This window comes from Streptomyces sp. NPDC020884 (genome assembly GCF_044333935.1).
Taxonomy (GTDB): Bacteria; Actinomycetota; Actinomycetes; order Streptomycetales; family Streptomycetaceae; genus Streptomyces.
Map to the genome: position 1 here is coordinate 11443 of NZ_JBIRRY010000014.1, position 21944 is coordinate 33386.

The 21944-nt window shown below is 69.5% G+C and carries 17 protein-coding genes; 4 read left to right on the forward strand and 13 right to left on the reverse strand.

The window, feature by feature from the left end:
* Positions 1 to 209 precede the first annotated feature (209 nt).
* The 4 genes from ACH4UK_RS34295 to ACH4UK_RS34310 form a co-directional block, all read right to left on the reverse strand.
* Positions 210 to 1757: an acyl-CoA carboxylase subunit beta gene (locus ACH4UK_RS34295; protein ID WP_398362767.1), complete on the reverse strand. Its 1548-nt coding sequence runs from the start codon at positions 1755 to 1757 to the stop codon at positions 210 to 212.
* A gap of 247 nt (positions 1758 to 2004) precedes the next feature.
* Positions 2005 to 2736: an IclR family transcriptional regulator gene (locus ACH4UK_RS34300; RefSeq protein ID WP_398362769.1), complete on the reverse strand. Its 732-nt coding sequence runs from the start codon at positions 2734 to 2736 to the stop codon at positions 2005 to 2007.
* A gap of 307 nt (positions 2737 to 3043) precedes the next feature.
* Positions 3044 to 3814, reverse strand: coding sequence for a LuxR family transcriptional regulator (locus ACH4UK_RS34305; protein WP_398362771.1), 771 nt, complete (start codon positions 3812 to 3814; stop codon positions 3044 to 3046).
* A gap of 87 nt (positions 3815 to 3901) precedes the next feature.
* Entirely contained in the window at positions 3902 to 4681 is a 780-nt protein-coding gene (locus tag ACH4UK_RS34310) for a response regulator transcription factor (protein WP_398362773.1), read from the reverse strand.
* Between the two features lie 735 nt (positions 4682 to 5416).
* Between ACH4UK_RS34310 and ACH4UK_RS34315 the strand changes: the two genes are divergently transcribed.
* The 4 genes from ACH4UK_RS34315 (at position 5417) to ACH4UK_RS34330 (ending at position 10285) form a co-directional block, all read left to right on the forward strand.
* The gene (locus tag ACH4UK_RS34315; RefSeq protein WP_398362775.1) at positions 5417 to 5857 is read left to right on the forward strand and encodes a 4'-phosphopantetheinyl transferase family protein; all 441 of its coding nucleotides are present in this window, start codon (positions 5417 to 5419) and stop codon (positions 5855 to 5857) included.
* Between the two features lie 139 nt (positions 5858 to 5996).
* Positions 5997 to 8798 (forward strand): AMP-binding protein, encoded by a 2802-nt coding sequence (locus ACH4UK_RS34320; RefSeq protein WP_398362777.1) that lies wholly within the window; start codon positions 5997 to 5999, stop codon positions 8796 to 8798.
* A gap of 46 nt (positions 8799 to 8844) precedes the next feature.
* Positions 8845 to 9816, forward strand: coding sequence for an NAD-dependent epimerase/dehydratase family protein (locus ACH4UK_RS34325; RefSeq protein WP_398362779.1), 972 nt, complete (start codon positions 8845 to 8847; stop codon positions 9814 to 9816).
* 10 nt (positions 9817 to 9826) lie between these two features.
* Positions 9827 to 10285 carry a nuclear transport factor 2 family protein gene (locus tag ACH4UK_RS34330; RefSeq protein ID WP_398362781.1) on the forward strand — a complete coding sequence of 153 codons (459 nt, stop codon included), beginning with the start codon at positions 9827 to 9829 and terminating at the stop codon, positions 10283 to 10285.
* A gap of 73 nt (positions 10286 to 10358) precedes the next feature.
* Here ACH4UK_RS34330 and ACH4UK_RS34335 read toward each other — a convergent pair whose 3' ends face one another.
* The 9 genes from ACH4UK_RS34335 to ACH4UK_RS34375 form a co-directional block, all read right to left on the reverse strand.
* Positions 10359 to 11354, reverse strand: a complete 996-nt coding sequence (locus tag ACH4UK_RS34335) for a hypothetical protein (protein WP_398362783.1) — start codon at positions 11352 to 11354, stop codon at positions 10359 to 10361.
* A gap of 398 nt (positions 11355 to 11752) precedes the next feature.
* Entirely contained in the window at positions 11753 to 12865 is a 1113-nt protein-coding gene (locus ACH4UK_RS34340; protein WP_398362785.1) for a pyridoxal-phosphate-dependent aminotransferase family protein, read from the reverse strand.
* The gene (gene aepY, locus ACH4UK_RS34345) at positions 12862 to 13980 is read right to left on the reverse strand and encodes a phosphonopyruvate decarboxylase (protein WP_398362787.1); all 1119 of its coding nucleotides are present in this window, start codon (positions 13978 to 13980) and stop codon (positions 12862 to 12864) included. The genes ACH4UK_RS34340 and aepY overlap by 4 nt, the downstream gene beginning before the upstream one ends.
* On the reverse strand, positions 13977 to 15575 hold the full coding sequence (locus ACH4UK_RS34350) for an isocitrate lyase/phosphoenolpyruvate mutase family protein (protein WP_398362789.1): 1599 nt from the start codon (positions 15573 to 15575) through the stop codon (positions 13977 to 13979). Before ACH4UK_RS34350 ends, aepY begins: the two co-directional genes overlap by 4 nt.
* Positions 15576 to 15730: 155 nt before the next feature.
* Complete coding sequence (locus ACH4UK_RS34355) at positions 15731 to 16690, reverse strand: hypothetical protein (protein ID WP_398362791.1); 960 nt, start codon at positions 16688 to 16690, stop codon at positions 15731 to 15733.
* Entirely contained in the window at positions 16683 to 17627 is a 945-nt protein-coding gene (locus ACH4UK_RS34360) for a nucleoside-diphosphate kinase (RefSeq protein WP_398362793.1), read from the reverse strand. The genes ACH4UK_RS34355 and ACH4UK_RS34360 overlap by 8 nt, the downstream gene beginning before the upstream one ends.
* Positions 17628 to 17779: 152 nt before the next feature.
* Positions 17780 to 19645, reverse strand: a complete 1866-nt coding sequence (locus ACH4UK_RS34365; protein ID WP_398362795.1) for an aminotransferase class I/II-fold pyridoxal phosphate-dependent enzyme — start codon at positions 19643 to 19645, stop codon at positions 17780 to 17782.
* Positions 19642 to 20856 (reverse strand): hypothetical protein, encoded by a 1215-nt coding sequence (locus ACH4UK_RS34370; RefSeq protein ID WP_398362797.1) that lies wholly within the window; start codon positions 20854 to 20856, stop codon positions 19642 to 19644. Before ACH4UK_RS34370 ends, ACH4UK_RS34365 begins: the two co-directional genes overlap by 4 nt.
* A 136-nt stretch (positions 20857 to 20992) precedes the next feature.
* A complete protein-coding gene (locus ACH4UK_RS34375) occupies positions 20993 to 21775 on the reverse strand; it encodes a metallophosphoesterase (RefSeq protein WP_398362798.1) in 783 nt (260 codons plus the stop codon).
* Positions 21776 to 21944 lie beyond the last annotated feature (169 nt).

The following is a 21944-nucleotide window of genomic DNA, read 5'->3' on the forward strand; positions in this document are numbered from 1 at the left end:
GAGCGTCAGCGCTGCCTGACAGCTCTCAGGGCACAGCTTTCCGACGCAGCGTCACTTCAGTGATACCGAGTCCCGGCTGCGGCACCATTCTCCGCCGGGCGGACCGAGGGCTGGCAACTTCCGTACAGGAAGCTGCCAGCGTTTTCTCCGGCCGGGGCCGCCCTGAGCAGAGGTTCCTTCCGCGGAACGCAGCGACCGGCCGAGTTCTGCTACATCGGAGGGTTGCCGTGCTTGCGCTGCGGCAGCGGGGCGCGCTTGGAACGCAGCATGGCGAGGGAGCGGATCAGCGTGGCACGGGTGTCGGCCGGATCGATGACGTCGTCGACCAGGCCCCGTTCGGCCGCGTAGTAGGGGTGCATCAACTCGGCCTGGTACTCCTTGACCATCTGCTCCCGCAAGGCGTCCGGGTCGTCCGAGGCCGCGATCTGCCGCCGGAACACCACATTGGCGGCTCCCTCGGCTCCCATCACGGCGATCTCGTTGGACGGCCAGGCGAAGGACAGGTCGGACCCGATGGAGCGGGAGTCCATGACGATGTAGGCGCCCCCGTACGCCTTGCGCAGCACCACCGAGACCCGCGGGACGGTCGCATTGCAATACGCGTAGACGAGCTTGGCGCCGTGCCGGATGATTCCGCCGTGCTCCTGCTCCACGCCCGGCAGGAATCCGGGGACGTCGACCAGCGTGACCAAGGGGATATTGAAGGCGTCGCAGAGCTGCACAAAACGCGCCGCCTTGTCCGACGAGTGAATGTCCAGCACGCCGGCCAGGGCATTGGGCTGGTTGGCGACTATCCCGACGACTTCGCCGTCGAGCCGGGCCAGCGTGGTCATGACGCTGGTGGCCCAGCCCTCATGAATCTCCATGTGCTCACCGTCGTCGACGATTTCCTCGATGACCTGGCGCATGTCATAGGGATGGCGGCCGTCCAGCGGAACCATGCTCAGAAGCCGGTCACTGCGTCGGTCGACGGGGTCGGACGAGGGAACGCTCGGCGGCGTCTCGCAATTGTTCGACGGGAGCATCGAGATCAAGAATCTGACCTCGGCTATGCATGTCTCCTCGTCGTCGTACGCGAAGTGCGCGACGCCGGATTTCTGGGCGTGCACATCGGCGCCGCCGAGTCCGTTCTGCGTGATCTCCTCGCCGGTCACCGTACGCACCACGTCCGGCCCGGTGATGAACATCTGGGATGTTTCCCGGACCATGAAGACGAAATCCGTGAGTGCCGGACTGTAGGCCGCGCCGCCCGCGCACGGACCCAGCATCACCGAGATCTGCGGGATGACGCCCGATGCCTTGGTGTTGCGCTGGAAGATTCCGCCGTATCCGGCCAGCGCGGAAACGCCTTCCTGAATACGGGCACCGGCGCCGTCGTTCAGTGAGACCAGCGGCGCACCGGCTGCCAGCGCCATGTCCATGACCTTGTGGATCTTCATGGCATGCGCCTCGCCCAACGCGCCGCCGAAGATGCGGAAGTCATGCGCGTAAGCAAATACCGTACGGCCGTCGACCGTGCCCCACCCGGTGACCACCCCATCGGTGTGCGGTCGTCTGTCCTCCAGCCCGAAGCCGGTCGCCCGGTGCCGCCGCAGGGGCTCCACCTCGGTGAAACTGCGTTCGTCGAACAGCAGCTCCAGGCGCTCCCGCGCCGTCAGCTTGCCCTTGGCGTGCTGCGCCGCGGTGGCGGTGGCCACGCCTTCTCGAACGTCGCCCTGGATCTGCGCCAGTTCGGCAACCCGCTTGTGCATGGTCATGTCCAACCCCCGAGAGTCTTCTGGCTGTCAGCTGTCGCACCGGGACGCCGAACTCCTCTCCGGCAGCGGGCGCCCCTGACCGCGTCGGCTTCTCGGCCCTGGGCATGCATCCGGCCGGCTGCGGATCGAACCGATCCTTCCGGCTGCGGGAGCCTCCCACCTATGCCGGTGTCAGGAACGTGCCACTCCCGCCCGGTACGCCGGCCGTCCTCGGAGCGGCTTCACCCCGGCAGGGGCGGGGGATCGCTCAGGCGACACTGCGCCCGGGATGCGGGAGGGCGTCGCCCAGTTCGGTGGCCGCGTCGATCGCCGTTCCCCGGAGCGCACGGGTCGGCACGTCGGGCATGCGGATCTGCGATCCGGCCAGCACCAGCGCGGCCACCACCCGGTTCTCCCCTCCCCAGACGGGCACCGCCAGGACCAGGCCGGACTCGGAGCCGTCGGGGCCGTACGCCCATCCCCGCTGACGCACCAGGGACAACTGGGCGGCGTTGAACCGGGCGTCCCGCAGTCCCTCGTACAGATCCTCCGGGTCCTCCCAGGCCAGCAGGGTCTGGGCGATGGGGCCCGCCTTCGCCGGGCGCGCCGTGCCGACCGGCAGCGACTCCACACCGGTGACGGCGTCCTTCGACGAGGCGATACAGATGTGCAGGTTGTCGCGGCGCCGGTGCAGCCGGGCGACCATCCCCGTACGGAGACTCAGATCCGCCAGCACCTCGTCGGCGACCTGAACCAGCCGGTCGCGCTGGGCCCCGACGGACATGTGTCCCAGCCGGTGTCCCAGCACGAAGCGGCCCTGGATGTCCCGAGCGAGCAGATCGAGCCGCTCCAGGGCGACGGCGATACGGTGCACAGTGGGCCGGGGCAGACCGCTGAACGCGACCAGTTGCGAAAGCGTGGCCGGATGCCGTTCGATCATGCTCAGGATCGCGGAGGCCTTGTCCAGGACACCGACGCCGCTCACCGGACGCGGTTGCATGGCGAAACTCATCTCATCAGCCCCAGAACTGGTACACGTTTCATGGAGAGTTCATCTTCCACTGGGTGCGCCCTCCACGAGAGTGAATTACCCGGAGGGAGAGGATTCCCCTGCCTCCGGATATCCCGCTCTCTGCCCCATACAAGGGAAGCCGGAGAGGGTTCGCAATACCAGGTGCAGCAAGATGCCAGCGGCGGAATTGCCCGGAGGAACAGGGGAATCACATGGATTCCGGGCGCACCCGGCGCACAGGGAGGGAAACGCTCTTTCCGGGCGCGGAGCACTCTCCCGTAATCCCTGGCAGGAGTTAGCCTCCGTTCGCGGGCGGCAGCAGGTTCAGCTCGGCCGCCCGAGCGCCGGCCTGGAATCGGGAGTTCGCACCGAGGAGCGACATGATCTCCGCGACATGGCGCCGGTACGTACGGACCGAGACCATCATCTCGCGGGCGGCGACCTCGTCCGTCACCCCTGCCTGGAGAGCGGCCAGGATCCGTCGGGCCAGTGCGGCACGCTCCCGGTCGCCGAAGATCAGCCGTTCGCCCGCGGGCAGCGCATCGCTCCAGACGTTCCGGAAGAGCACGCTCAGGGCGTGCAGCACCTCGGGCACTCTGATCAGCGAAGACCGCCGCCCGACCGCGGACTCGGCCACCACGAGACCGGCGTTGCCGTCGATGATGAGCGCCTGCAGCGGAGGCATCCGCGCCACCCGGATCTCCACCGGCCGCTCCTTGCCCATCTGTTCGCGGACGAACTCCTCGTCCAGCAGGGCGGGGGTGGTCAGGAGCCGCACCGATACGTCGGCGGACGCCCCCTGAAGCAGTTCCTGTTCGGCCCGGTCCGATCTCCGGACGGCCCGCTCCGTCGTGCTCACCGGACGCGCATGGACGATCTCGATGCTGGTGGTGGCACTGTTGATCAGCCCTTGAGCGGCTTCGAGCACGACGTTGTAACTACTGTCCACCGAGCTGATGAGCCGCTCCTGGACACCGAGATCGCGATGAATCGTGACGGACGACTCGATGAGCGCCTTGACCGCGAGCAGTGCCTGTTCCAGTTCGTCTTCACGCGGATCTGACACGTATCTCCACTCCTCCCCCTGGTTCCCTTTTCCATCCGTGAGTCGCCGAAGGCGCGGAGCTCCCGAAGAGCACCGGATCAAACGGATTCAGGCAGAAAGCAGACCGAACTCGACGGCTCGCACTCCGGCTTGGAAACGGGAGTGGGCGTCGAGCTCTCTCATGATCTCGGCGACGTGCCTCCGGTACGTACGGAGCGACACGTTGATCTCGCGGGCCGCCGTCTCGTCGGTATGGCCGGCGCGAAGCCTCTCCAGGATGTCCCGGGCGAGGTCGGTGCGGAGTCGCGGGCTGAGGCCCAGGTGCTCGACGAGCTCACGGCCCGCGGCCCAGGTTCCCGCGAAGAGCAGTTCGATGGCGCGTACGGCGGCGGCGTCGTTCACCATGGCGAGCCGCCCGCCGACCTCCTGGCCATGCGGATAGACGAGGGCCGCGGCGGCGTCGACGACCACGATGCCCCTCAACTCGTTCTCGGACACCCGCACTTCGATGCCGAGTCCGACAAGTCTACGCAAACGATCTGCGGACGCCTTGGCTACTTCCCCCGTGCACAACACCCGCACGGTGGCCCTGCAGCGATGGCGACCCAGTAAGCCGATCACCGAGTCGGTGAACTGGCCGATGCCGGTGAGGGCGATGGCGATCGAGAACCTGCCCTGCCCCACCACCTGCTCCAGCACGTCGTCCAGTTGCGCCCTTTGCGTCAGCGCGACGGACGACGGGAACACCAAACGCTCCCGGTGCATCGACACCGTGGACTCGATCAGCGCTCTCGCTTGAAGCAGCGCCTGTTCCAATCGGGCAGCGTGCTCTACGAGCTCCTCGCTGTCCCTCATGTCCGGATCGAGCCGGTCTCTGACCACGTCCACTTCTTGTATCCCCCGTCCAGCCATCAGGCCGCCCCCTATTGCACATTGCTATGCGAACTGTCATCACTTTGTTCCCGTTCTTAACGATTCTCATATTCGAGACAATCAGCAAGGAAACAGGACAGAGGCGGCAGGTAGCACGGCAACTCAGCCACGGTGACAGTAGATCAAATGAACAGATTCAGTCAACTAAGAGCGGTGTCTATCAAGCGGCCAAAACGTGAACGGAATTCTCGACGAGTCGTCCGCCCACTCCGCCAAAGATGTCAGCAAGCTGCACCGGCACACCGGAAACGGTGGTTCCGCTTGCTGTTTCGGCCACCTAGCGTGTCTCTCCTATCATGTAGCGGTGCCCTGGCTGTCCAGTTGAGGCCAATCGGTGGCCTCGGCGGACACTTTCCTGCCTACCTTGGGCAGGTGACCACCACTCCGGTTCAAACCTCACTGGCAACATCGGCCACATCTCTTGACACGGGCACACCCACCCACGTCTGGTGGTGGCCCATTTCCATCGGCACGTTCGCGCCACAGGACCTGGAACTCCTCAGTTTGGTTGAAACTGAAAGAGTTGAACGAACAAATTCCGCCAAAGTCGCCGCGGAGTACATAACTTGCCGGGCGACCGTTCGTCGCATCCTGGCCGAGATACTGCGGATTGCGCCCGCCGAGGTTCCCCTGGGCCGTGCCCCGTGCCCCGGATGCGGGGCGCCGGACCACGGCCCGCCCGCCGTCCTCATGCCCCACGCCGGTCAGCGCCTGCATCTCTCCATCACCCACAGCGGCGGGCTGGGCATGCTGGCGGTCTCCCGCTTCCAGGTGGGGGTCGACGTCGAAGCCGTGCGCGGCGTGCGCGTACTGGAGCTGATGGACAAGGTGCTCACGCCGGCCGAGCGCGAGGTGGTACTCCCCGCGCCCGAGCCTCAGCGCACGGACTCCTTCCTGCGCTGCTGGACGCGCAAGGAGGCCGTGCTCAAGGCCGTCGGCGTCGGCATCACCACCGCGCTCTGCGAACTGGAGACGTACCCGGCCGCCCCGGGCCCCGTCGAGTTGACCACGGACGCCCTGGGCGCTCCCTCCGCCTGGGTGGTCTCCGACGTGGCGGTGCCCCCGGGGTGGCACGCCTCGGTCGCTCTCCCCCACGGCTCGAGCCGGAACATCGGCGTCCATCCTCGCTAGACCGCCCCGCCCGCGGGCCCTGAGCCGCCGTCACACCGCGCCCGCCACCCGGGAGCACACACCGATCTGCGGTACGCCCTTCCCCGAAGCCGACCGAATCCCCCAGACCCGCCCCTCACCTGGGGCGACGGAGGCCACCATGAGCGCCACATCACCGCGGACCGCCGTCGATCTGCTGCTCGACGCCGCACAGCACCATCCCGAGTCGGGTCTTCGGTACTGCGCCACCGGGAACGACGGCGGGTCCCACCGGCAGAGCTATCCCGAGCTGCTGGACGAGGCCCTTCGGGTGCTGACCGGGCTGCGCGCCCAGGGACTCGAACCCCGGGACAACGTGGTCCTGATCCTGGAGCGCCCGCAGGAGTTCCTCCCCGCGTTCTGGGCGTGCGTCCTGGGCGGCTTCGTGCCCTGCCCGATGGCGCGCACGGAGGGAGATCCGCGGCGGTGGGAGGCCGCTCTGCGGCATGTGCACCGGCTCCTGGACGAACCTCTCGTCATCACGACCGCGTCGGTAGCCGCCGAGCTCCCGCCGGTGCCGTCCCTGGTCAGCGTCTCCTTCGACCAGCTCCACGCGCCCGAGCGGGCCAAGCCCCACACCGCCGCCCCCGAGGACACCGCCCTCCTCATGCTGACCTCGGGTTCGACCGGGAACTCCAAGGCGGTCATGCTCAGCCACGCCAATCTGCTGTCCTCGATGGCGGGCAAGAACAGCCACCACCGGATCACGGCCGACGACACCACGCTGAACTGGATCTCCTTCGACCACGTGGCCGCCCTGCTGGAGTGCCACCTGCTCCCCCTCGCCTACGGCAGCGATCAGCTGCACGCCCGAGCGCAGCTCGTCCTGGCGGATCCGCCGGAGTTCCTCCGGCTTCTGTCACGCCATCGCGTGACGATGTCCTTCACCCCCAACTTCCTCCTGGGGCTGCTCAATTCCGCGGCGGACGAGCTGAGGGCCTCCGGGGAGCGGCTGGACCTGTCCGCGGTGCGGCAGATCATCAGCGGCGGCGAGGCCGTGGTCCGGGCGACCGGGGAGACCTTCCTCGATCGGTTCGCGGAGTTCGGCCTGGGACGTCACACCCTGTGGCCCGCCTTCGGCATGACGGAGACCTGCGCCGGCAGCGTCTACTCCTCCGGGGCCTTCCCCGATGCCGACCGGGGCGGCGAGTTCGCCGACCTCGGCACCCCGGTCACCGGACTGGGGATCAGGATCGCCGGCCCCGACGACCGGCCGCTGCCGCCGGGGGAAGTGGGCGAGCTGCAGTTCAGCGGCCCCATGATCACCCGTGGCTACTATGCCGACGCGCAGGCCACCCGGGAGGCCTTCACCGCCGACGGATGGTTCCGCAGCGGAGACCTCGGGCGTCTCGACGAGGGCAGGCTGAGCCTCGTGGGCCGCAGCAAGGACAGCATCATCGTCAACGGTGTGAACTACTTCAGCCACGAGCTGGAGACCGTCCTGGAGCAACTGGACGGAGTGTCCGGGTCCTATGTGGCGGCGTTTCCCGTCCGCCCCGAGGGCAGCGACACCGAGGACCTGGTGATCGCCTTCCACCCGGACGTCCCGCCGGGGGACGAGGGCGCGCTCTTCCGGGTGATGACCTCCCTGCGCACGACCCTCGTCAGCAACTGGGGCCTCCGCCCCTCGCTCGTCCTGCCGCTGCCGAAGGCGGCCTTCCCCAAGACCAGCCTGGGCAAGAACCAGCGCTCCCTGATGCGCCGGAGGCTGGATTCGGGGGACTACGACGAGCAGCGCGACGCCGTCGCCGCCCTCCGTCTGCGGATGCTCGGCGGCTTCACCGCGCCCGAGGGCGAGACCGAGGAGACGCTTGCGCGCATCTACGCCGAGATATTCGGCGTCCCCACCGCAACCATCAGCGCCACCGCGAACTTCTTCGACCTGGGCGGCACCTCCCTCGACATCCTCCGCCTGCGCGGAAAAGTCGCCCAGCGGCTCGGCGTCGGCGATCTGGAGGTCATTACGCTGCTGACCGCGCCGACCGTCCGCGCGCTGGCGGCCCATGTGACCGAGAAGCCTTTGCCGGGAACCAGAACGTACGACCCGATCGTCCCCCTGCAGACCGGTGGAGCCAAAACGCCGATCTTCTGTGTCCATCCCGGCGTCGGAGAGGTATTGGTCTTCGTCAACCTCGCGAAATACTTCGTGGACGACCGGCCCTTCTACGCGCTGCGCGCCCGGGGTTTCAACGAGGGCGAGAAGCCCTTCACCAGTTTCGAGGAAATGGTCGAGACCTATGTCGGCGCCATACAGGACCGGCAACCGCACGGCCCCTACGCGATCGCCGGCTATTCCTTCGGCGCTGCCGTTGCCTTCGAGATCGCCAAGATGCTCCGATCGCGGGGGGAACGGGTGGATTTCGTCGGCAGCATCAATCTGCCGCCCCACATAAAGTACCGAATGGAAGAACTGGACCATACGGAGACCGCAACCAATCTCGCCTTCTTCCTGGGGCTGATCGACGAAACGGACGCGCGGGAACTGCCGCACCGTCTGCGCGACCTGCCGCCCGGGGAGATGATCCGCCGGCTCATGGCCGCCGCGCCGCCGGAGCGGCTCGACGCACTCGATCTGGACGCCCGGAAGCTCGAGAACTGGGCCAACCTGGCCAACAGCATCACCGATCTGGGGCGTTCCTACGAACCGAGCGGCACGGTGCCCTCCATGACCGTCTTCTACGCGAATCCGCTGCGGGGCACCAAACAGGCGTGGCTCGACGACGAACTGCGCCGCTGGGACGGGCACACGACCGGCCCCAACCGCTACATCGAGGTCGACGGTGCGCACTACACCCTGATGGGCCCGCAGCATGTCGCGTCGTTCCAGGCGACGTTGCGCCGTGAACTCGACCGGGCGATGGAGAACCCCGACGCCGATCGCGGCAGCTCTCTCCCCTCTTCCGGGCAGCACCGGGACCGCTGACACACACACGCACCATCCGAATCAGACGACACAACGGGGAAACACCATGCGGTTGCATCGAGACGATGAGGCTCCACTCACGCCGAAGGGCAAGAAGATCCTCGTCACCGGAGGCACCGGGCAGGTCGCCCGCCCGGTGGCCGAGGCGCTGGCGGAACACAACGAGGTCTGGTGCCTGGGGCGGTTCGGCACGCCGGGAGTGGAACAGGAGCTCATAGACAAGTCCATCGTCACCTGGCCCTGGGACATGGACGATCCGACGGACGCGACCCTGCGGGGCCTTCCCGACGACTTCACCCATGTCATCCACTCCGCCGTACGGCGCGGTGACGACGGCGACTTCAACGCGGCCATCGAGGTGAACTCGGTCGCGACGGGCCGGCTGATGACGCACTGCCGTCAGGCCGAGGCGTTCCTCTACGTCTCGACCGGCGCCGTCTACGCCCGGCAGTCCCTGGAGCACCGCTACCAGGAGGACGATCCGGTCGACGGAGCCGCCGACTGGCTGCCGGCCTACCCCGTGTCCAAGCTGGCGACCGAGGGCGCGGTGCGGGCGTTCGCACAGGTGCTGGGCCTGCCCACGACCATCGCCCGGCTCAACATCGCCTATGGGCCCGGGGGTTACGGCGGCGTGCCGATGCTGTACTTCAAGCGCATGCTCGCGGGCGAGCCCATCCCCGTCCCCCTGGAGGGACAGAACTGGTGCTCGTTGCTGCACAGCGACGACCTGGTCGCCCAGGTCCCGTACCTGTGGCGGGCCGCCGCGACGCCGGCGACGCTCGTGAACTGGGGAGGCGACGAAGCGGTCGGCATCACCGACTGCGTACGCCTGATGGAGAAGCTGACCGGTGTCGAAGCACGCCTCGTGCCGAGCCCGGTGACCCGTGAGACCTATCAGTTCGACCCCACCCTGCGGCACGCGTTGACGGGCCCGTGCACCGTGGGCTGGCAGGACGGCATCCGCTCCACCCTGGAGGCCCACTTCCCCGGCCACCTCGCCCCCCGTACCGGCAACTGAGGAGAATCCCGTGCCCACCCACCAGCAGGACCGCCTCGATCAGCAGCACCCCGACACCCCGCGGGACACCGAGCTCTCGGCCAACCTGACGCTGATCCACACGGCCTACGACGCGTTCCTGAGGCGGGACGCGGCGGCGCTGCTGAACGTCCTCGCGCCGGATGTGCAATGGGTCCACCCCGAGGGAATGGCGACGTACGGCCTGGGCGGCACCAAGGTCGGTCACCAGGGGGTCACGGACTTCCTGGCCACGGTCCCCACGGTGCTCGGCGGCATGCGGTTGTATCCGCAGGAGTTCATCGAGTCCGGTGACCGCGTCGTCGTCTTCGGCTTCCGGGACGTCACCTCGGCGAGCGGCCGCACCGAGCGGCTGAAGTTCGTGCACTCCTGGACCCTGTCGGAAGGCAGGGCCACCCGCATGGAGGACGTCTTCGACACGGTCCTCTTCCACCGGCTGATCGAGAGCTGACCCTCCGGCCCGCTCCGCACGCCGGGGCGGGCCGGCACCGGTCGGATCCGGATCCAGCTGCCTTCGGGCGGCTTCAGTCGGCCCGCTTCAGCGTCCTCGGCTGCTCGCTCTGGGGATGACGTTCGGCGAGGTCCGGCCCGGCGGGCGCGACCGGCGCGCTCCGGCACAGGCCGATCAGCGTCCTCAGCATGCCGGCCCCCGCCACGACGGCGACGAGGTGCAGCACCGCCGCGACCGCGAGATTCTCCGGCGGGATGATGTCGCCGGGGTGGTCCAGTGCCATGAACAGCGTCAGCGGCAACTTCCAGCCGCTCCAGGCGAACAGCGAGCCCGATCCGAGCCAGGCGAGGGCCAGAAGCAGCTGGTGGGGCACGCGGCCGGGACGCCCCCGCACGAGCATCCAGAGGGCAGCGGAGCCGACGATCGCCCAGAGCCCGCCCAGCCCGTTGAGCAGATAGCCGTCGATGTGCCGCTCCTGCGGGTGGTCGATTCCCAGGGTGCCGCCGACCGCCCAGTACATCCAGACCACACCGACGGCCGCCGCGGCCAGGGTCGGCCACGGCGCGCGGGCAGCGCCCCGGGTGCCTCCCTCGAAGACCTCCGGCCAGCGCCGTCGCAGATAGCCGGGGAGCGCGAGGGCGAGACCCAGCCCCATGCCCATGAAGCTGAACTGGAGCAGGGCGCCCATCCAGCCGGGCATCACCGCCCCTTCGCTCCCGCCGTCGTCCGACGATCCCCCGGCCGCTCCGAACAGCGTGCTGAGCACGGCGTACGGAAGGATCGACACCAGGAACCCGGATCCCGTCCAGGCGCAGAAGACCACCGGCCGCCCCGGAATGCGCATACCCCAGGGACGCACCAGAGCCAGCGCGAGCACGGTACCGACCGCGGCCATTCCGATGGTCACCGCGTTGAGCAGCACCCAGCCGATCAGGGTGTATCCGTCCGCGACGGGGATGACTCCGAAGAGGGAACCGATGACCCAGAAGACCTTGATCACCAAATACGGCGACAGTGCCAGGGCCGCCCCGTATCCTGCCCGCCGTCCGACCCGGTCCCAGCGTTCCACGTGGATGTGCCCTTCGTCTTCAGGAACAGCCCGGGGCAGCTCCCGACCTCGTACGTCCGCCGTGGAGTCCCTTCCACGCCGTCTCCGGACGGAGTTTGCCCCTGCCCTCGGGGCCTGCCGAGCGCAGCCACTCCAGTATGTCGCCAGTGACGAGCGCTTCTTCCCACCGTAAGCCACACAACGGGACTATTACGACAGTGATGTGACACACCAACATGTCGGCGTTTCAGGCCGGGGCCCCTCCGGCGATTTCCGTGAACTGGCAGGCCAGGCACGCTTGTTCGACGAGGCGGAGCACCTCGAGCTCGCGCGGGTCCCGGCCGACTGGGCGGCCGGGACCGGCACGGCCACGGCGCTGCGCGCCGAGAGCGGCGTCCGGCACAGAGGGTGCCTCGCGATCAGGACGGGTGAAGAAGCCGTCGCAGGCCGCTCAGGAAGTCGGCGATGTCACGGCTGGTCATGCATCCCATGGTCGACAACCGGAAGATGCGGTTCTTCAACTGCTCCTGGGCGCTGTAGATGACGAATCCGCTCGCGCGCATCCCGTGATGCAGCCACTCGTAGGTCCGCCCCTCGGGGATGCGGATCGCGGTGAGGCAGACCGACCTCTCCTCCGGGGCGAGCATGATCTCCAGCCCGAGTTCCGCCAGGCCGGTACGCAGCTGCTGAGCCAGGGCGAGATAGCGGGCGTGCCGTGCCTCGCGCCCCTCCTCCAGGGCCAGTCCGAGCGCGATGTCGAAGGCGTAGAAGGCGGGAACGCCAGGGGTGAACGCGGGCGCGAGCGCCTTCTCCTGGGCCACGTAGTGGCGGTGCAGATCGAGGGAGAAGCTCCGCCGGGGAAGGTCCTCCAGCGCTTCGAAGGCCGCGCGGCGACCGCTGACGAAGCTGAGCCCGGGAGCCCCCTCGACACACTTGTTGGAGGATCCGGCCAGCCAGTCCACCTCGTCGTCGGCCAGCGAGATGGCGTCGGCGCCGACGCTGCTCACCGCGTCCACGATCACCTGGCGGCCCCTGGCATGGGCGATCCGGGAGATGGCGGCGACATCGTTGAGCCGACCGGTGCTGGTCTCGTGGTGCACGACGCCGACATGGGTCAGCGTGCTGTCCGCGCCGAGCAGCCGGTCGACCTCGTCCAGGTCGACCGGCGCCTCCCAGCCCAGCCGCAGATGGTGGGTCCGGATCCCGTGGGCGACGGCGATGTGCTGGAACCGCTCCCCGTAGTGGCCGTTGTCGATCACCAGGAGCCCGCCGTCCCGGGGGACCACCGAGCTGATCGCGGCCTCCACCGCGGAGGTGCCCGATCCGGTGAGGATCACCGAGGTGTGCCGGGCGTCGCCGGCGCAGAGCCGGGTGGTCCGTTGCCGCACCCGGCCCATCAGGTCCGCGAACTCGGGCTCCCGGTGGCACAGATCGGGTCCGGCCAGGGCTTCCCTGACGCGGTGGTCGGTCATCACCGGGCCGGGGTTCATCAGCACCAGGCGGTCGGATCCGGCAGGCGTGGCCTCTTTCATCGGGCTATCGACTCCATGAATCGGGCCGCCGAAGCGGGTGGCTGAAGGGAGGGGCGTCCGAGCCCCGGATGGGAGCCCGGCGCGATCCGGACCCGGATGAGCCGTGGGCCGGGCCGTGACCGGCAGTCGGCGACCGCTCGGGTCAGCTCGTCCGGCTCCGATACGTCGTACGCGCCCGAGTAGCCGCAGGCGACCGCGAGGGCGGCGAAGTCCACGGTGCCGGAGCCGCTGGGCTGACCGCCGGTGGACTCGTAGGACTCGTTGTCCAGCAGGACATGGAGCAGGTTCGCCGGAGCCTGGCGACCGATGGTGGCCATCGCCTCGAGGCGCATCAGCGCCGCTCCGTCGCCGTCCAGGACGACGACACTGCGCTGCCCCGAGTACAGCGCCACGCCCAGGGCGACGCTGGAGGCGCAGCCCATGGAGCCGACGACATAGAGGTTGCGTGGGCGGTCCCAGTCCCGCTCCAGCTCCCGGGCCGTCTTGCCGGTGGTCGCGATCAGACAGCCGTCGGGGTCCATGGCGCGGACGACGTGCCCGATGGCCTCGGCCCGAAGCATCCGGCCGGACGTCTCCTGCGACGGCTCCGAAGCGTACGGGGCGATGGAGCCCTTGGGGACGACGAAGGCGAACGGCAGGCCGGTGGCGGCCATGTGCTCCTCGGCCGCCGTCAGCCTCTCGGCCAGCACGGCCGGGTCGGACGGCAGCAGCTCGTTGCGGACGTCCATGAGGGTGAGCAGCTCGGGGGTGATCCGCCCCATCACCTCGTGCTGCGGTTCGTCGGTGGTGGACGGCCGCCCCCGCCAGGTCACCAGCAGCAGCACCGGCAACCGCAGCGTGTGGCAGAGCGAGGTGAGCGGGTTCACCGTGTTGCCCAGGCCCGAGTTCTGCAGGATGACCACGGGACGGCGGCCCGCCAGCCGGGCGCCCGCCGCGAGCGCGACGGCCTCCCCTTCGTTGGCCGCCACCAGGTAGTCCTGCGGGTGCTCGGCCTCGAGGCAGCTGATCACCGGCCCCAGGAACGAGCACGGGACCCCGGTGAACGGGCCGAATCCCCGGTCGCGGAGCAGGGTGACCAGTTCCGCGGCCTGCAGCCGGCTGACCGTGTCGGTCATATCTCGGCCCCACCCATGGCCTCGCCGACGTACCGGAGGTCGTCGGCGGTGCGCAGTTCGGTCCAGCCGGAGGCGACCTCGATCGCGTGGACCTGGAGCCCGCCGAGCAGGACGTCGGTCAGCAGCTCGACGATCGTCGCCGTCGATCCCTCGGCCCGGCGCTTCTCGGCCGCGCCCACCAGGGCGGCGAAGCCCCGTGCGGAGAAGACCGCGGCGCCGGTGAACTCCGCCTCGACATCGTCGCCGCCGAAGCCGGTGACCACGCTGCTTCCCGCGGTGAGTCTGCGGCCGCCGCGGCTGCTCGAGCTCAGGGAGACTCCGGCCGCGTCGGGGCGACGGGCCGCAGCGGACCGCGTCGACACGTCGACCAGGACCGCGACGTCCGACTCGTTCGCGGCGAGCTGGCGCAGCGGTCCGGCCTCGAGGAAGACGTCGCCGGGCAGGACCAGGGTGGATCCCGGGTGGTTCCCGGGCGTGCTCAGCACCCAGGCCGCGGCGTCCGTGCCGATTCCGGAGACCACGTCGACGTCCTGCAGTTCGCGAGCAGGGGGCTGGTCGGCGGCGTAGACGGAGACCTGCTCCACCCCGCTGCGACGGAGTTCGGCAGCCTGGCGGACCAGGACGTCCGTTCGTTCGTCGAAGCCGGTCTGCTGCTGCTCGCCGGGCACCATGAAGGCCCGGGGGGTGGTGCCGTAGGGGGTGATGTAGAGCTTCTCGTGCTGTTTCTGCACGGACATGCCCTGTAGGTCGAAGACCGTGGCCAGCGGAGCGATGTGCTCCTCGATGCCGGTGGTCCGCCCCTCACGCAGGATCGCCTCGAAGGCTCCGCTGACGGCGGTGATCCCGGCCCGCAGGCCGTGGTTGGCGTAGATCACCATCTTCGCACCGGCCTCGCCCAGCTCGGCGGCGGTGATGGTGTGATAGGTGGTCGGCACGACCACGACCGGCACCGGGAGCCGCCACCGGCCGAGGAACTCCAGGATGGGTTCGGGGGACGACCCCTTGGCGTGGATGAGCACCGCGTCGGCGCCCGCCTCGGCGTACGCCTCGCCGCGTCGCAGCGCCTCCTCCATGCCCCAGCCGGCGATCAGCGCCTCGATCCGGGCGATCACCATCAGTTCGGAGCCGCGCTGCGCAGCCTTCGCGGCGGCCAGCTTTCCGCAGAACTCCCCTATCGGCGCCAGTTCCTGACGCCCCGGTATGAAGCTGTTGACCTTGGGGAACCGCTTGTCCTCGATGGAGACCGCGGAGATGCCGGCCGCCTCGTAACGGCGGATCATGTTCATCACGTTGTGGGCGTTGCCGTACCCGGCGTCGCAGTCCGCCACGACCGGAACACGCACCGCGGCGGCCAACGAGCCTGCCACGGACAGGAGTTCACTCATCGTGAGGATGTCGGTGTCCGGGACTCCCTGGGAGGCGGACACCTCCAGTCCGCTGGACCACACGCCGTCGAATCCGGCTCTCTCCGCGAGTCGCGCACCCAGCGGGTTGTGGGCGCCGGCGATCCGGACCACTCCTGGCCTCTCGAACAAGCCGCGGAGGGAGGTGTCGCCTGCGACGCCCTCCGATGCCCTCGTAACTGCCTCCGTCATGGGGATACTCCTTGGGTGGAATGAGAAGGCGGGGTCAGTCGCCATTGGCTGATCCCCTTGGCGGTGGACGGCGAAGGCGATTCCGGGGCTGCACCCCCGGATCCGGTCGCGATCCACCGGTCGATCCATGGCTCCGTCGCGTCGTCAGGCAGCGGTCATCCGGGCCCCTGTGCGTGATGACCGCGCCAGTCGGCAGCGGTGGGAGCCGGCAGCACTCCGGCGTGCCCCGCACGTTCGAGGGGCGTGACCCAGCTGGCCACCAGCACGAAGTCCCACAACGCCAGATCGTCCGTGACAGGAGGCATCGTCGATGCCAACGCGTCGAAGGACATGCGCGATCCGCCCGCCATGACCTCCCGGATGCGCGCCTCGCCGTCCGCGGAGAGCCGCCCTTGGCCCGTCAGCCGCCCCAAGGTCTCCTCGATGTCGAACCCGTGCTCGACCGTGGCGGCCTCGAGCCGGCCGATCTCGTGCAGGAGCGACGCGGCGACCTTGCCCGCGTCCGCCTCCTCGGCGCCGCGGAACAGCTCTCGTCTGGCCTCACGGTCGAGGAAGATCCCGAGTTCCCGCACGAGGTCCGCCGGCTCATCGGCGACGTGGCAGAACTTGATGACCTTGTTCGGGGCCCGGAGCACGGACCTCAGGTGCCGCGGCCCCCAGGGGTGGAGCACCGAGCCCTTCAGGTCCGCCAGTCGAACCGTCCCCGGCGCCACCCCGGTGTAGGCGGTGTCGCGGAGCAGGAGCAGGAACGTGTCGGTGGCGGCGTGCATCAGCGACGAGAGAGCCAGCCGATCCGTGGTGTACAGGTTCCAGTCGTACCGCCAGAGCTCGCGCATCGAGTGCCGGTTGTAGCGCAGCCGCTCGAACCCGACGAGTTCGAACCCCTCCTCCTCGAGGAAGGTCACCGTGCGCCGCATGCGCCGCCCGACCACCCCGTCCGGCTTGAAGGCCAGCAGGGCCAACGGCCCCAGCACCTCGGCGGCCCGCTCGCCGGCCACCTGGGTCAGGTCCTCCCACGTCTCCCGGAAGTAGAGGTCCTCGGTGAAGAGCTCCCGCTTGTGCGGTGACATCGTCAGGGCACGCCAGTCGGCTTCATCCAGCACGCTGTCACCCATGGTTCCCCCAGAGCCCCGCTTCCGGATTGTCGATCACCTTGGTCGCGCCCGGATCGTCGCTGGCCACGCAGACGCTGCCGAGCACGGCGAGATCCCAGTCGGTCACGTCTATGCCCAGGAACTCGATATCCGCGCAGAACGCACGCCACGGCACGATCAGCCCCTGGCTGATCCGCTCCATTCGCGCAAGGACGCGGGAGGCCGTCTCGGCGGACGCGGTATCCCGGGCGGCGCTCGCCCTGACCTCCGGATAGAGCCGGGCCAGCGGGCCCTCCACATCCAATGTGTAGAGCTTGTCGACCTCACGGTCCACTGCCTCGCGAAGACGGTCGCCGTCATCCTCCGACATCGAGCCGGCCGCGACGGCGCGCAGCATCCGCCGGCGTTCCGCGGGGGGCAGCAGAAGGCCGATCTCACGCAGCACATCGGCGGGCTCGTCGGCGACATGGAGGTGATTGATAATGCGATTGGTGAGTTCCAGCCTGGCCCGCAGCGAGTCGGGGCGCCGCGTGTCGGGATCCGACGCCCCCTTCAGTCCACTGAGGCGGACCGCCGCCGGAATCGCTGACGGCGCGTCGTCCCGCAGGGCGAGCAGCAGACAGGGCCCGGTCGCGTACACGTGTCCTGTCACCGCGAGTCGATCGAGGGTCGCGGACGTGAGCTGGTAGCGCCACATCTCCCGCCAGAGCACCGGGGTGAACTCGATGTGCTGAGCCGCGACCGGCGTGAAGCCCTGTTCGGCGAGGAAATCCAGAATCGGTGCCAGCTTGCCCGTGAGCAGCCCGTCCGGCTTGAGCATCATCAACGCGGTCGCGCGCATCAGTTCATCGAAACGGTCTTCGAGGATCTGTTCGGCGTCCGCGAAACCCTCGCGGAAGTAGATCTCGCGCTCGTAGAGCGCGGCCTTCTTCGGTATCCGCGTCAGAGCGTCCCACACTATCGACACGATTTCTGGATCTGCCTTTCTCGCTCCGCGCGAACAGTGATGCAGGCGTACGGGCTCCATCTCATATCATCGAAAGCGACGTATCGCCCACGATCTCCTGGGACGTGCCGCGCGCATGTCGGGTGGTCGGGTCCTCCGGTCCATCAGCGGCCTTCCGCCGGGGGTGGGCGCACATCATCGCGCGATGCCGCCGCCAGTCGTCGGAGCACGCCGTCGAGCACCCCCGTCAGTCGGTCGTCCGCCGCCCGGCCGCGGCTGGTGATGCGCAGCCATGGCCGGCCGTCTGCCGCCGACTTGCCGCTGGAGGCCTCGACCAGCAGCCGGTCCGCGGTGAACAGCTCGTCCGCGACCACGTCGGCCGATACGCCATCGGGCAGCGCGGCGAACACGAAATGCGCGTCCGGCGGAACGACCGTCAGCGGGCCGAGTTCGGCCAGGCCCGCGGCGAGCGCGCGGGCGTCGGACGACACCCGCTCGCACGCGCGGCGGAACTCCTTGCCGTAGTGGGGCAGCACGCGGAGGAACTCCTCCGCCGGGCCGCCGAGCCGCGAGGCCGACAGCCGACCGCGCAACCGGTCCGCGCGGACCGGGTCGGCCGTGGCCGCGAACCCGAGCGGGATGCCGCCGACACCGTGGACCTCGCCCAGCTCCCTCAGCACCACCAGGTTGGGGTGCTCTCCCAGGAAGGGCAGCAGGGAGCCGGCGGGCGGCCTCGCGAAGTCCACGAACGACTCGTCCACCAGGACGGTGACATCCGGCAACGCCTCGCACAGGCGGCGCAGCTCCGACAGCGGTACGGCGACGCCGGTCCGGCTGTCCGGAGAGCCGACGACGGCCACCGAGCACCCCTGTTCGCGTACGAACGCGGCGAAGGCGGTCACGTCGAGCCCGAACCGAGGCGGCTCCAGCGGGAAGGGCACGAGCCGCGCGGACCGGACGGCGGCCTCACAGTCCTCACCTCCGGGCTCCGACACCGCGATCGGACCGCGCGTCCCGCACAGCGAACCCACCAGCTCGGCGACGGAGTTCGCCACACACACCTGCTCGGGGAGCAGCCCGTACAGCGAGGCCGTCAGCTCCGTCGACAGGCCCTTGTCCGCCGGGGAGCCGACCAGCAGGTCGCGGATGGGCGCGGTGAGCGACTCGTACATCTCCGGTGTCGGGAAGCCGGAATTCCGCAGCGACCGGTGATCGCGGACGTCGAACCGCCAGTAGGCGCCGCCCGACCCGGCCAGCAGTTCCCGTTGCCGGCGCGGCGGGCTGAACAGGTACTCCGCCTGCAACCGGTCGCCGGGATCGTCCACTTCGAACCACGCGTCGACGCCCCAGGTGCACACCGCCCACTGGTCGGCCACGAGGCTGTCCACGATCGCGTAGTCGTAGTACGCCTGGTGGCCTTCCGGACCGGTGGTCACCAACGCGTCGAGCGCGGGGGCGAAGCCGTCCCGCAGATACCCGGCGTCGAGCAGGAAGACATTGCTCGTCTTGAGCCACCCGTCCGGCGAGAAGCCCGGCCCCTGCTCCCGATCGGTGCACAGCCGGTCCAGGGTGCCGTCCGCGGCGGCCCTCACCACGGTGCCGCCCAAGCGCCGCACCGGTTCACCGGCGAACACGATGTTGGCCCGCGGCGCGGTCGGCACCGTGGCGAACGCGTCCTCGCGCAGCACGATATCGCCCTCGACCAGATACAGACTGCGGTCGAACCACTCCCGCGCGAGCCACACCGAATACGCGTCCCCGGTCTCGTGGTAGCGCTCGTTGTAGAGGTAGTGCACCTTGATTCCGGCGAACCGGTCGCCGAGCGAGGCACGCACCACGGCGTCGAGGTGCCCGGTGACCACGACGGCCTCGGTCACCCCGGCCGCGGCCAGCGCGGCCATGCTGCGGTGCACGATCGGCACGCCGGCGATCGGGGTGAGCGGCTTGGGCACCTGGTCCGAGCCCCGCCCCAGCCGCCGCCCCATCCCGGCGGCCAGGATGATCGCTCGGGTCGGTGTCGAACCCTTCACCTCTGCTTGCCCAACCAGCCCGTGAGGCGGTCCATCATCACGTCGCCGGCGTCGTGCTGGTAGACCCAGACCCCGTGCAGACGCCCGCGGTAGGAGGGCTCGCCACCGGACGTCGGGTTGGGGCGCGGCCCGGCGCCCATCCCGTAGGCGAACAGTCCCACCTTGCTCTCGGCGTCGGTTCCGTGCGTGCCGACCAGGTCGTCGGCGGTGGACCGGTCCACCGTGCGCCCGGCCATGCGGATCTCGGGCAGCGCCGCCCGGTAGCCGAAGCACGGCACCACGACGTCCGCCGGCATGGCCCCGACGTCGCGCAGCATCTCCAGGCTCCACTCACCCGGCAACTCGACCACGCGCAGCCGGTCCACCGGACCGGCCAGGGTGCGCACCGCCAGCGCTCGGGCCGGGCCTCGCAACCCGCCGTAGCGGTACACCCGGCCGCTGAGCGGACAGACGTCGTTCTCCGGGTCGAAGGAGTAGCCCGCGGCGTCCGCCTCCTCGACGGTGGCGAAGTAGAGCTTCGGCATCCGGTGCTGCACCAGCGTGACCTGTGCGCCGGGGTGGTCCGCGAGCGCACGGGCCGCGACGCCCCAGGCGGTGTGTGACCCGCCGAGCACGGTCACCCGCTCCGTGTCGGCGAGCGTGTTCGGATCGATGTAGACGGCGTGACCGGGCACGGTGGGGGTGTCCAGCGTCGCGACCAGGCCGGAATCGCTGAACTCCTCGCCGCCGCAGCAGATCAGGGCGGCGCGCACCGTCTCGGCCCCGCCCGACGAGTCGTGCACGGTGATCTCTCCCGGAGCGGTCACGTCGACGGCCGTGACCGCCGTGCCTATCCGCACCTCGCAGGCCGGGTGCCGCTCCAGCGCCTCGATCACCCGCTGTGCCACCAGTTCGGCGAACGCCCCGGCCAGCGGGAGCGGCGGGTACTGGCCCGACAACTCTCGCAGGGCGTCCGCCTCCGGGGTGTCACCGAGACCGGCCAGCAGTTCGCCGGACCCCGGCTCGTCCAGGCTCTCCAGGAACACGTTGGCGAGGCTGTTGGCGTCGAGTTGGTACTCGGAGAGCTTGCCGCCGAGCTGTTCGGTGCGCTGCTCGTAGGCGATCACCCCACCGTCCAGCAGGGGTTCCAGCCGTCCGGTGCGGGCTGCGGCCACCAGCAGGCCGATCCCGGCCGGACCGAGTCCGACCAGCGCGAGATCAAATTTCCCCATTATTCGTCCTCCCATACATCACGGTGAACGGCCACCCGGAGCCGGCGGACTCCGGGAGTTCGGCCCTGGTCGACACCACGGCGCGGACGCCGCCGGTCGCATGGTTACGCGAACTGATGCTTCGCATGTCCACTCCTCAGCCCGCCGATCGCGCCGGCACCGACACCACGTGGGTGACGACGGTCGCGGCGTCCGCCAGATGCAGCAGGCCGAGGTCTTGGAAGGGGCCCTGCCGACGCGGGGCGTCCGGTCGGAGGTCCAGCGGGAGACTGCGCCAGACGGACGGGCAGGAGGTCGCGACGACACCGGCGAAACCGGTGATCACCCCGCGGTGCACATGGCCGGTGAGCAGGCGGCCCACATGGTCGTGGCCGCGCAGCACCTCACCGAACGCCCCGGCGTCGGCGAGTCCGGCACGGTCGATGCCGGCCAACCCGATGGCGAACGGCGGGTGGTGCACCGCGACCACGTGCATCGTGTCCGGAGCGGCCGCCAACTGCTCGTCCAGCCAGCGCAGTTGATCGGCTCCCAGCTCACCGTGGCTGTGGCCGGCGACCGCCGAGTCCAGCATGAGGACCACGACCTCGCCGAAGTCGCAGCGGCTCGGCATGCGCGACCCCAGGTCGACGCGCCGCTCCCCCGGCCCGGCGGGTACGAACCGGGCCAGCAGCGTGCGGTCGTCGTGGTTCCCGGGGAGCACGTGCACGGCGCGGCCCGCCGCCCCGATCGCCCGTGCCACGGCCGCGTACTGCGCGGGCCGGCCGTCGGCGGTGAGGTCGCCGGTGACCAGCAGGCGGCCGTCCGGGCCCACCTCGGCCGCCATCGCGGTGAGCGCGTCGGCGAACCGCCGCAGGGGTTCCGGATCAACGTCCGGGTCCTGCACGTGCGGGTCGCTCAACTGACCGATCAGGACCGTCATGACGCGCCGGCGGCGGCCGGACCGCCGGCGTTGCGCGGGGCCACGGCCCCGACGGACCGACGTCCGGGAGAGCCGGTCACCCCGGTGCCCGCGACTGGCCTCGGACGGTCGAGACCGTACGCAGATGTGGACTCGGTCATAGCCACCGTTCTGTCATCGAGTGGGTTGC